This window comes from Victivallis sp. Marseille-Q1083, from assembly GCF_903645315.1.
Lineage (GTDB): Bacteria > Verrucomicrobiota > Lentisphaeria > Victivallales > Victivallaceae > UMGS1518.
The window spans coordinates 1,302,795-1,314,590 of record NZ_CAHJXL010000001.1; the positions used below are offsets into that span (position 1 = coordinate 1,302,795).

Genomic DNA, 11,796 nt, shown 5'->3' on the forward strand with positions numbered 1-11,796 from the left:
CGATAACTCTCCCGGGAGTATCATAGTGTATTGCCGCCCATAACCCTATTGCAGGCCAGCGCATTCACTTCGAAGCTGAATAATCGCAATACCGGAGATTTGCCGCCCAGGATGGTCAGCCGGAGACTTCGCGCCATGACCCCGGCCGGAACTCTGCCCAGCCGCTGATAGTTGTCATTTTCAAGAAAAAGCCCCCGCCAGTCACCGTTTTCATCCTGATAATCCAGCCGGTAGCCGGTAACCAGAGTGGCGGGCACTTCATTGTCCGGCTCGTCGCGGAAACGAACCGGAACGGTACTGCGGTCCAGCCGATTCAGATCGCTGTCGAAAACCATCCGGATCTCATGCAGCGCCACCGGTTCACGCCAGCAGTAGGTCAAGGTGTCGCCGACTGCGCCCGCCCAGCTATGCGATTGATCGCCGATCGGCCGGTCGATGCCGTCGCGCAATGGTTCCGGGTCGTTGCCGTTGGAGGCGACGAGCGTGCCGGTTCGAGTGAGTACCGAGATGCGCCGCCGCACCCCCGGAAGGTAACAATCATCGTCCAGCAACCGCTGCTGCAACTCATTGATGCAGCCGCCGACCTCGCGCGGCGTCAAATGTTTCTCAATGGCCAGCGCGGCAGCCGTCCCCGCCGCCTGTCCGATCGTGGCACAGGTCGCCATCACCCGGGCGGCGGAAAGCGCCGCATGGGTGACGCTGATGTTGCGGCCGGCGAACAACAGATTGTCGATATTGACGGAATACAGCGATCGATAGGGAATGCCGAACGGAGTCGGCACCGGGTGATGGATCGTCGGCGGCCCCGGATAATCGAAGCCGTCCGGATGATGATCGTCCATCGTCCAGCCGCCGTAGGCGATCACGTCGGCGAACTTGCCGCCCCCGGCGACATCGTGCTGGGTCAGGAGGTAATCACCAACATACCGGCGGCTTTCGCGCTTGCCGGGCAGAAAACCGACCCAATCCAGCTCCCAGTTGCGCCAGATGTCCCGGTCGGCCGCGAAATTTTTCAGATAATCCCACAAACCGAAGGCGATTCGCAGCAGGCGCTCCCGGTGAAGGTCGACCTCATCAATCACATTACCGGAGCCGCCGATTTCGATGTACCAGAAATTCTGCTCCGTGCTCAATTGATAATCGCGATAGGCCGGCAGGTCACCGGAATCCCGGTATTTCTCCGCCCACTCCGGCGCCCGGAACGGCACTTCCCGGTCCGCTTCGCGAATCTGAATCAGGCAGCTGGAGCCCATCGTCTGCCGGTCCGCCACCGCCGGTTCGACGGATTCGCCGAACTCCGCCGAACTTTCCCGGCCGAAACGATACCGGGCCGGGGTCAGCGCCGCCAGAATGCTGTCGCCGGAACAATCGGCAAACAGCTCCGCTTCCACTTCGTAATACGTCTGCGACACGCCCTGCCAGCCGCGAACCCGGACAATCCGGTTCCCGGCTGTTTCGGCGGCCAGGCAACTGGTATTCAACAGCAGCGTCAATCCCGGCGCATACTGCAATTTGCCATACAGGATGCCATCCCAGATTGACATGTTACCTTTGGGGTTGCGATAAAGATTTTCCAGCAGCAGCTCTTCGACGATCCCGGTTTCCCGGCAGTCTTTTCCATATGCCCCGCGGATCCACATCCGGATTTCACTGGAAGCATTTCCGCCCGGTACGGGGCGATCGTGCATCAATACCACCTGCCGCCCGTGACGCGCCGCCGCCAGCGCCGCGCACAGGCCGGCAACTCCTCCGCCGATAATACACAACTCGGTCTGCAATTTGACGGTTTTCAACATTGGTTCGCCGTTCAATTCCATATCAGATTCAATCCCATTCCACGATTTTGCCGGTCATGTCGATGAAATATTTATGGCCATCCCCGGCCCGAACCCCTTTGCCGGGCACCGGCGCACCGATCAAACGACATTCCAACTCTTTGCCGGTCGCCGCCTCCAGCCGGTGGAGGAAACCGTCTCCGGCCCCGATCACCAACTGTTCCGCGTCCGGCAAAACGGTGGCGTCGACACTGCACGGTTTGCCTTCGGCATAATAGGTGGTGGCAACCAGGGCATCCTCCGGCAGAAAGTTCCACGCCTCGCTGAGGTCGTCCTGTTTCAATGCGACCACTCCCCGCCCGGCGGTTCCGAAGATCACCAGCTCCCGCCACAATATCGGTGCAGAAGCGCTTTTCAAGCCTTTCAACTGCCTGGAAGCCAGCCGGGCCCCGGTGGCGGCATCGAGTTTGAAGAACTCATTTTCCCCTTTGACGAACAATACGCCGTCGCCGACGCAGACCGTTCCCGACAGAAACGGCTGCTGGAACTGCCAGAGCAGCCGGCCGGTGTGCGCATCGTGGGCGCACAGCCCGTTCAACTGGGAAATCACATAGACGGTGCTGCCGGCGGCGGCCAGTTTATCTTCGCCGGGCGTCCGTTCGGTCCAGTCCTGATTTTCCCACAGGGTTCTGCCGGTGGCGCAGTCGACGCCCCGCAGCAGCGCACCGTAACCGCCGACCACGACGCCGTCGGCCAGAATAACGCCCGAGGCGCTGGGACTGAGCAGCTTGAGATCAGCCGGATTGTTCCAGACACGGGTTCCATCCGCTTTGGCAATCGCCAGGATGTTGCCGCGGGCATCGATCAGGTAGAGCCGGTCCCGATCCTGGGCCATATTGTTCCGAATCGAATACCGCGTCGGATGAAACCATTTGATTTTCCCGGAATGACGGTCGAGCGCATAGACGCCTCCCTGCTCGGCTTCGGCATCGTCGACGACTGCGGCAAACAGAGTGTCGCCGTCGATCAACAGGTCGGCCATCGCCGCTTCCTGCGGCAACGCCTGCAGCAGCCGCAGGCCGGACAGTTCGACTGCCGCCGAAAAAGACCGGCCGGAAGCCGTCGTCGCCGTCGCCCGGACCGGCTGCCAGTTGCCATCGGGAACGGGCGCATACCAGCCCAGCGCGGTCGTCTGCTGCAATTCCACGCCGGAACCGTCCTTGCCCGTGATGACAACCCGATTCACTTCATCGCCGCTGTTGCCGGCGGTCGCCCACAGACTGCCGCCGTCGCAGCCGGCTTTCAACAGTCCGTCCAATTGCGCATAGTGCAAAGCACTCCGGCTGCCACCGTCCGGGGTGAAGGTGACGGTGCGGAAACCCGGCGCCACGAAACCGATGCCGCCGCGGGTGGCCGTCCCGGTACAATACGCTTTCCGGCCGGATTCATAACGCATCACCACATTCATATGCTTGTGGCCGTACAGGATCGCCCGGAAGTTGCAGTCGTCGAGGTTGACCGGTTCGCCGTGAGTGGGCACTTCGTCGCCAACCAGATCGACGATATCGTGCGCCATCAGCACCTTGGGCTGCGAAGCCGGAAAATGCTCCAGCAGTTTCCGCAGCCAGTCGCCGTACGCCTTCATATCGTAAGGCAACGGAGCGCCCCAACTGGCATACATCGGCGCGGTGATGAACAAAATCCCTTTGCACTCCAGCGAATAATACCACGGCGCGATGTTTTCGGCATAGCAATCCGCTTCACCGGGAGCGCGTTTGACGATATCGTGGTTGCCGATCACGTAATAGACCGGACGCGGAAAACTTTCGGAAGTCAAGCCGGTCCGATGCGCCAACATGCCAGCCCGGCCGTTGATGTCTCCGGCGTTCAGCACGAAATCCACCTCCGGATGCTGTTCAATATAGGCGGCGATCTCCTTCATGTAATCGACATTGTCGGTTTCCGGGTCGCCGATCACGACGATATTCACCTTATCGTCACCGGTCTTCGGGCGTTCGGTCAGGCTGAAATCGTATTGCGTCCGTTCCGGCGTCAGCAGATAATAGAATGGTTCGGCCCGATATTCCGAATCCTGGTGCAGATAGACGGTGGCAGCCTCCGGCGCCAGTTCCAGTTGATAATGCCCGGCGCCGTCGGTCACCGCAAAGGAGTGCCCGTCGCTGAGCAAAGCGCCGGAGACCGGTCGACCGTCTCCGGCAGTAACCCGGCCTTCGATCATCTGAGCCGGCAGCGTCAAAACACTGCAGACGGCGACGATCAGAAAGCAATATTTGAGATATGACATGATAGCTTTCACAATGGGTAATTTTAAGTTCTTATTCTTTCTCCAGCCAAATCCGGGCCAGCAGTAATTCCGGTACGGTCGGATTGTCCGCGCCTTCGAAATAAATCTGGCAGTCGCGTTGAAAATCCGCTTCACCGAGCGGAATCAATGCATAAGAAGTATTGGACAAAGAAGCGGAAGCGATCGGAATTACACTCTTTTCGGCAAAATTCGTACCGTAAACATACATTCCAGCCAGGGCGGCGATTCCGTCTGCCGCGGCAACGTTCTGCGGCAGGCGCAATTCCGCCCATACTTTCACCGGTCCGACGCCGGCGGTCGCCGGGAGGTTGACGCGCGCCGCCCAATTGTGCCGGCCCAGCGTCAGCCGCACCGCCCGGCGGTTCGGCGCCAGTTCATCCGCGACGGTTTCCGCCTGTGCCGGAGTAACGTAAGCCGGCGGCAACGCGATCAATTTCTCCGGCGGCACCGAGCGCAATTCCGCCGGAAATTCACGTTCGAAGGCCGGCGGGGTCAAATGCCGGTCCAATTCGGCCAAACACTGGCTCCAGATTACCCCTTCGCGGGCATGAAGCCCTTTGTATCCGGGTGTCTTCGGAATTGCCGGCAACCGGGTATCCAGGCTCTGCCGCAACGCCTGGCGATCAACCGTCGAGGGCCGATTTGACAACGGCTGCAGCGGACTGTTTTCGATGCGCCACAGCGTTGTCCAGTCATGGGAAGTCCGCAGGCGATCCACCCGCTCCAACCGGATCGGATCGTCGGCCACGGCGGCGGCGGCCTCCTCCAACAGCCTGGCGCCCTGTTCCAGCACCGGGTACGGCAACCAGAAGGAAGTATCCATTTCGTAACAGTCCAATCTTACCTTCGCGGCGGCAAGCGCCGTCTCATTGAGTTTGAGATAGGCCTGCAGCTTTTCGGCGGCGGCGCCGTAATAAGCGGCGAGAAATTCCGCCGTCAGTACGGACGGCTCCAGTTCCGGATTCCACAGCAGCCTGGCATTCAGGTAACCGCGCAATTCGGGGAAGAAACCGAAACTGCCCGCGTCCCGGCTGTCCTGGCTGAAAACATCCTCGATGCCGAGCCCGGCAAAAAACCGCAAATTCGGGGCCAGCGAAGCAAAATTGGGATGGATCAGGCCGTAATTGGTGAAATTGGTGATGTAATGCCAGATCGCCAGATGCGGCGTCACCTTGCTCCAGCCAATGCAGATATCCCGGAAGCGGCGGTTGGCGTCATCGGTCAGCGGCAGCCGCGAATCGGCTTCGATCAAACACAACCGAATGCGAAGGTTCGAGCGCGGCTTCACGCTTTTCGGCGGCTCCAGCGTGTAGCGGTAGGCGAAGGTTTCGACGGTCAGGCCGGGAAATTCCTTTTCCAGCTCGGCGGCGACATCGTTGAGAAACCACAGCAACAGATCGGTTTGGCCGCCCAGCTCCGCCGCCAGTTTTTCACAGGCAGGACAGCAGCAATAGTTGGGATTGTCGTTCTGGGTGATAAAAAGGCTCTTCGTCTGCCGACCGCGCCGGCGGATAAGGTCAACGGCGTTGGCGATCACCAACGCTTTCACCTCCGGATTGGTCAGGCACGGCTGGCCCTGCTCGCCGGTGATCCGGCGTCCGTCCCGCCAGGCGAATAATTCCGGTTCGGCGCCCGGGAATTGATAATCGTCGGCATAATAATCGGGATGAGCTCGGTAAAAAGCTTCGTCCGGCACCAGCCGGGATAACGTATGACTGCGGTTACACAGCACATAATCACCCGCATTGCCGCCATATTCGACCGGCGTCGAGTGTCCGTTGACCCGCATCCGGGCCAGAAAGGCCGGCTGTGAAGGCTGGAACTGTGCACCGTCCGGGCTGCGCACCGCAATCGGCGGCGCATAACGGAAATTCAAGGCCGGAATTTCAACGGTGTCATGAGACGGCACCAATTCGGCATCCGGCGCCAACCACCGGATACCGAGCACATCTTCCAGCCAAGTATAAACCGCATAGAGGGTTCCCCGCGATCCTTCGCCGGTCAGAACCAGCGTTCCGTCCGGAAAGCTGCGGACGACGACTTCATCCGGCCGCAGCGTTTCCAGTGCAATTTCCGGGAGCCGCTGACGCACTTCAGCGCTCCAGCCGAGATAAACCGCTTTTTTGCCGGGGGTATTTTTCCCCTGCAACACCGGAAGCGACAGTCCGGCGCTCCGCTGCAGATAATGCTGCAGCTCCCGTGCGGCAGTCTGTTCCACGACTGCCGGTGTCTCCGGCAGGACGATTTCATAATTTTCATCCAGGGAAAATGCCATTCCCTGGCATAAAATTCCAATCAGCGACAACATGCTCAAATACCACCGCACGATATTCTCCTGTTCACAGATCGCTGGTCAAAACTTTGTTCATCTGATAAGGCCGCTGATGTTCCCGGAAAAAAGCGTCACCCCATGTGCTGATCAGCGAACTTCCGGCATGACCGTCGAAGGCGACGAAATTGACTTTATTGTTGTGACGGAAATTAATTCGATAGGACAAATCTCCGGAAAAGCCGAGATCCGGAACCGGCTTGCTGTCGCTATGGTTATAGCCCATTCCATTGCCCACCGCGTCCTCCGTGCCGGGGATCATCGGCTGGGTGTCGGCAGTCAGAATCAGTTGCGGCGACATCCGGGTATTGAGGACGGCCGACCGGCGGACAGTGGTGGCGCTGCTATGATTGTAAAGCCAACCCATCGTAAGGAGATTGATTCCGTAGCTGACCTTTTTCTGATCATTATAGCGTTCGACCAGATCGGTGATCGACGACGGTATATTGGCCGGCAGGCTCGTTCCGGCAGCGGCCGGACAGATGAAGTGCTGAATGCCGGGCAGATAACCCGCCTCAATGTAGCGGTCCACCCAGGCGCGTCCGCCGCTGCCGGCCCAGGCACTGTCCAACATGCTCACCAGATAATCGTCGTTGTCATCGCTGTACAACTGATGCGCCAAACCGATCTGCTTGAGGTTGCTGATGCATTTGATCGATATCGCCGCCGCTTTGGCTTTGCCCAGAGCCGGCAGCAACATGCTGGCCAGAATGGCAATGATGGCAATGACAACCAGCAATTCTATAAGTGTGAATTTTTTCATGGTGTTTCCTTTCCTGTTCCATGGTTTCATTTATGATTGCTCTCATGTCCATGCGGACATTTTTCCTGGTTTCTAAGAAAATAATTATAGCTGAAAAACTGCGAAAAAACCTTAAAAATGCCACGTTTTTTCTTTGTTTTTCACTGATTTTTTTAATATGACCGGATTCAGACTGGAAAGATCGGGAAACCAGCGTACTGTATCCGCCAATTACCCGGAGACCAAGATGAAACTCTGTGAACTTCTGCTACAGTTTGAAAATCGCATCGGCGGACTGATCAGTGTGGAACCGATGTGTGTGCAGTTGCTAACCAACGAGCACCTTCAGCTGCCGACCCGGATGACACTGCACAATCACGACTTCTGCCGTTTCATCAAGCAGCACGACCGCAATGACTCCTGTGCGCACAACAAGCATTACAGCGTGGAGATCGCGTCGCGGGGCAGGCGTTTCTGCGGTTACTGTCCGTACGGGGTCTGGGAACTGGTCCAGCCGGTGATGTTCCAGCAGAAGCTGGCGGCAGTCCTCTACTTCGGCGGCTTTTGTGACGTGAAGCGGATCCCTTCTCTGGAGAAATACGGAGTTTATCGCGGCTCGCTTCCCCCTCCGGTGACGCCGGAAAAGATCGTGCTCATTAAAAAACATGCGGCATTTATGGCGGAATTCATCCGCTGGGAGCTGGAACTGGCGCTCGCCGCCAACCGGGCGAATCCGATCAAACAGCACGGGGCGGATTATTATCTTAAAAAGGTCACTTTATTCCTGGCCCAGCATTTTTCGGAAGATATCCGGCTGGCCGATGTCGCGGAGCTCTGTCATCTGACCCCCAACTATCTGAGCAACCTGCTGCGGAAGCATACCGGCAAGACATTCCGCCAGCTGCTGCTGGAGCAGCGGCTGATCGAAGCCGAAGCTTGCCTGAAGTATCGGCATACCATGTCGATCACCGATATCGCCATGCAATGCGGCTTCTGTGACGGCAATTATTTCAGCGCCGTATTTCATCGGGCATTCGGCTGTTCCCCCCGGCACTATCGCCTCAACTGGCGAATCCTCCATGCGGCGGTGAACAGTGGCTCCAACCAGCCGGCACCGGAATGATTGCCGGCGCCCGGAAAGTCTGAACTCAAGCCTCCCGCCGGCCGCAATTCGGCTTACCGTTTCCAACGCAAATTGAAAAGGCTGCTGCCGGCGATGACCCCGGTGACGATGCCGCGCTCCATCCGGGCCGCCGCATAAACGCTCAATACCATCAGGCCGCAGTTGACAACCTCCCCTATCATGAACGCGAACCCGCCGTTTTCGCCGACCAGCATCACCTGATAAATATCCATCCCGATCAAGACAAATTGCCGCAGCGCCACCAGCAGCAGCAAACCATGATGAGGAATGCCGTTGTGCGGCGTTTCTCCGGCGAGCGCCAGCCGGATATCTTTCCGGATTCCCCGACGGACCCAGGCCCAGATAACGGAAATGCCGAACTGGCATGGCAACGCCCAAACCAGAAGGTGGTGCGACAATGACATCATACTCTGCTGCCGCGCCCAGCAACCCAGAAAAATGATGGCGGCCAGCGTCAACAAGACCAGAAAATCGAAACAGAAAATCGCCAGCCGCAGCAGGCCGGCATTCGGCGGGAATGTTTCCGGCTGCGGAATCGCTTCCCGGCCGTCCGGCGCCCAACTGGCCGGCGCCCGGTAATTTTTGTACCCGCCGAGCCGCCCCCATTCTCGATACATGATATAGGCAACCACCGCCGCCGGAACGAGCCAGACCGTCTGCCAGACCGGCACGAACCGGTAGTTATAGGTCTGGCTGACCGGAAACCAGGCGCGCAGCCAGTCGAACAATACGCCGATGAAAAGACTGAAAAAAGTGCAGACCAGTGACCGGATCAGCGCCTGGGCCGAACAGAACGAGCCGAAACGGGATTTGGGGAAGGTCAGCATCTCCATCGGCAGACTGGCGATGGAGCAGATTGCCGTGAAGATCGCGGCACCGGCGGTGGCGGCAATTCCGACGATCAGATAGGCTCCATCCGGCAGAACCCCGAACAGCCATTTCCAGGAGCAGGCGCTGCCGCACACGCCGAACAGAATACCGTAAATATAAATTCGCATCGGATGCCAGCGGTCGATCAGAATTCCGGAAAATAAAGTAACCAGAAACGTGGCGCCGAAGGAAATCATGCCGGCCACTCCGACCATTTTGCCGATCAAATTGTCGTCGAGCCCCATCTCCCGATTGTAAAAATAGCTGAAAATATACGCTCCGGCGCTGATCGCCACCAGGGTCGTGAGCGTATAACGCAACACATAGAAGCGGCTGCAGCAGCTTTCCCGGCAGAAAAGCCAAAACGTTTTGTGCCAAGCTGTTCTGCGGCCATCCCCCTCGCCGGTCACCGGCGGATATTCGCCTTCTTTGACCATCAGGCACATCAATCCCATGCCGATCGCGTACAGGATGCCGGAGACGACAAAAATTTCCGTATACCACGGCGCCGCATACTGGAAGATAAAGAAATTGAAGGCGGCGATCCCCGCGTTGGACGCCACCTGAAATGCGCCCATTACCCGGCCGAAAAACTGTGCCGGAATCACGTCGTTGAAGATATACCAGAAAACCGAATTGACATACATATTGGCGAACTGGAACATGAACATTACCAGAGCAATGACCGCGACGGTCATCGTGACCGGCGCGATATCGGCCCACCCGGCGGTGGCGGCGGCCAGCCAGCCGCCGATCTGGTCGCCGAAACCGAACAGGATCAGCGACAGCGAGATGAACGGCAGCGACATCAGGATGAACGGGATGCGCCGTCCCCAGCGGCTGCGGTAACGGTCGCTCTTGAAGCCGACGATCGGACAGATGACGATATTCAAGGTCCCGCCGATGACGGCGAGGATGATCGAATTTTGAAAATCGGAGGAGCCGAGCTCCTGGAGTTTGACCGGAAGCATGCGGCCGGGAAGCGCAGTGAATACGCTCAAGGTCATACCGCCGATCATCAGCCAGATGAATACCGCCGCCAGGGAGCGCAGCGTATAGTTCAGGGTGCCGCAGGCATAACGGCCGAAATGGCTTGCATTCTGTAAATTCTTTTCCGTCCGACTAGTGTTCATGTTTCCAGCGTCTTTCCCGGTAAAAAGTTTGATCCATTGTGGGCATTTTTCCACAAATTGCCGCCGCTTTTCCGCAATAAGAACAGGGGTGAGAATTTGTATTGCGCCATCCGTAGCAGCGAAACTTCTTGCCGCCGCTTCAAAAGCCCCATACAATCCGGCGGAAAGCTTTCAAAATCATTTTTATTATAGCCGGAAACTGCCGGGAAAACCTTAATTTTATCAAATTTTTTATTTGTTTTTTACAGATTTCCGGACAAATCGCGCCCAACCCGCCATTCACCACATTTCCGGTCCGGGAGACCGGCGGCCGCCGGAGCGGTCTGAAGATTTTCATGCAAAGTCAATTGGAAAGAACGCTGGGAACTTCAAGATGACGGAATCGACGGCGGATTCTCGCCAGACGGGAATATATGCAGTCCATGGCCAATTATTTCGATCGGGCAGCCGGGAAATCTCCGGCCGTGCCGCCCCGGCCGCCGGTTGTGAACGCACCCCTAAATTCCCAGGCGCCGTTTCAAAGATTTCAGCTTCCGCAGCGGCACCGCGCCATAACTCCGAAGCCTATTGGCACAATAACAGTTCTGCCGCAACGACAGCGGAATCTTCCCCGGCAACGGGTAATCGTGTTCGACGGCCCAGACCACCAGATCGGTGTATTCCCGGAAAAAACGGAACGACGCCGGCGTCCAGGCCTGCCACGGTTTCGGCTGGCTGATGAAATGAACGAAAAAAGCGGAACGATCTTTGTCCAACTGATAATACGGAGCGATCGCCGGAACATCGTTCCCATAGAACAACAAACTGTTGAGCACCGATTCATCGGTCTGAAAATAGGCGAACAATTTGGTGTCCAGCACACCGTGGTCGCCCTGCGGCAGCACCGTCCGCATCTGCCGCGACCAGCGTTCGAGAAACGGCCGGTGTCCGGAGTGCAAGGCTAGAAAACAGGCCGAACAGCAACGGTCATAACGCGGCGTTTCCCGCTCTCCGACATCCCGCCGCCAGATATCCAGCACCGCGGCCGGCACCCCCTTTTCACGGCTGACTTTACGGAACAGCACATCATTCTCTTCGACGCTGCGCTGCCGGATATGAATCAAGCCGGGATCCGGCCAGATCAACCGGTCGCTGCAATTGCCGATAAAAAAGCCGTCGCAATCGGCCCAGGTCAGATATTCGGTTTCCGCCAGCAGCAACGCTTCCGGCTTGCTGCAGGTCAAACTCCGCTCGAAATCGTTCTGACAAACCACCCTGACATCTCCGAGCGCCTCCAGCACCCGGCAATGAGCAGGCTCGAACTGAAACCCCAGCACCAAGACCGGTTCTTTCATGCCATTCTTGCGCATGGAAGCAATCAGCAGCCAGGCGCCCCACAGATAATTCGGATTGCAGGCGGTAACGACTGTATTGTTCAACTTTTCAATTTCCAGTTTTTATGATAAAATGATCCGGCTTTCTTTGACGCCGGTTTCGG

Annotated in this window: 7 protein-coding genes; 1 reads left to right on the forward strand and 6 read right to left on the reverse strand. The window is 57.7% G+C overall.

The window, feature by feature from the left end:
* Positions 1-20: 20 nt before the first annotated feature.
* From HWX74_RS05115 to HWX74_RS05130, 4 genes are read right to left on the reverse strand one after another with little or no spacing between them, the layout of a single operon-like run.
* On the reverse strand, positions 21-1,796 hold the full coding sequence (locus tag HWX74_RS05115; protein ID WP_176012523.1) for an FAD-dependent oxidoreductase: 1,776 nt from the start codon (positions 1,794-1,796) through the stop codon (positions 21-23).
* 28 nt (positions 1,797-1,824) lie between these two features.
* The gene (locus tag HWX74_RS05120) at positions 1,825-4,080 is read right to left on the reverse strand and encodes a PQQ-binding-like beta-propeller repeat protein (RefSeq protein WP_176012524.1); all 2,256 of its coding nucleotides are present in this window, start codon (positions 4,078-4,080) and stop codon (positions 1,825-1,827) included.
* Between the two features lie 31 nt (positions 4,081-4,111).
* Complete coding sequence (locus HWX74_RS05125) at positions 4,112-6,427, reverse strand: DUF4838 domain-containing protein (RefSeq protein ID WP_176012525.1); 2,316 nt, start codon at positions 6,425-6,427, stop codon at positions 4,112-4,114.
* A gap of 13 nt (positions 6,428-6,440) precedes the next feature.
* Entirely contained in the window at positions 6,441-7,193 is a 753-nt protein-coding gene (locus tag HWX74_RS05130) for a type II secretion system protein (RefSeq protein WP_176012526.1), read from the reverse strand.
* A 226-nt stretch (positions 7,194-7,419) separates the two neighbouring features.
* Here HWX74_RS05130 and HWX74_RS05135 point away from each other — a divergent pair, with 226 nt between their 5' ends.
* Positions 7,420-8,295 carry an AraC family transcriptional regulator gene (locus HWX74_RS05135; RefSeq protein ID WP_176012527.1) on the forward strand — a complete coding sequence of 292 codons (876 nt, stop codon included), beginning with the start codon at positions 7,420-7,422 and terminating at the stop codon, positions 8,293-8,295.
* A 53-nt stretch (positions 8,296-8,348) separates the two neighbouring features.
* Here the strand turns inward: HWX74_RS05135 and HWX74_RS05140 are convergent, their stop codons facing one another.
* Positions 8,349-10,319 carry an MFS transporter gene (locus HWX74_RS05140; protein ID WP_176012528.1) on the reverse strand — a complete coding sequence of 657 codons (1,971 nt, stop codon included), beginning with the start codon at positions 10,317-10,319 and terminating at the stop codon, positions 8,349-8,351.
* A gap of 497 nt (positions 10,320-10,816) precedes the next feature.
* On the reverse strand, positions 10,817-11,737 hold the full coding sequence (locus HWX74_RS05145; protein WP_176012529.1) for a hypothetical protein: 921 nt from the start codon (positions 11,735-11,737) through the stop codon (positions 10,817-10,819).
* Positions 11,738-11,796 lie beyond the last annotated feature (59 nt).

What these genes read in the sequence shown, in the direction of transcription:
- HWX74_RS05130 (WP_176012526.1), bottom strand. Translation starts at nt 7,193, where the DNA reads ATGAAAAAATTCACACTTATAGAATTGCTGGTTGTCATTGCCATCATT.
- HWX74_RS05120 (WP_176012524.1), bottom strand. Translation starts at nt 4,080, where the DNA reads ATGTCATATCTCAAATATTGCTTTCTGATCGTCGCCGTCTGCAGTGTT.
- HWX74_RS05135 (WP_176012527.1), top strand. Translation starts at nt 7,420, where the DNA reads ATGAAACTCTGTGAACTTCTGCTACAGTTTGAAAATCGCATCGGCGGA.
- HWX74_RS05140 (WP_176012528.1), bottom strand. Translation starts at nt 10,319, where the DNA reads ATGAACACTAGTCGGACGGAAAAGAATTTACAGAATGCAAGCCATTTC.
- HWX74_RS05115 (WP_176012523.1), bottom strand. Translation starts at nt 1,796, where the DNA reads ATGTTGAAAACCGTCAAATTGCAGACCGAGTTGTGTATTATCGGCGGA.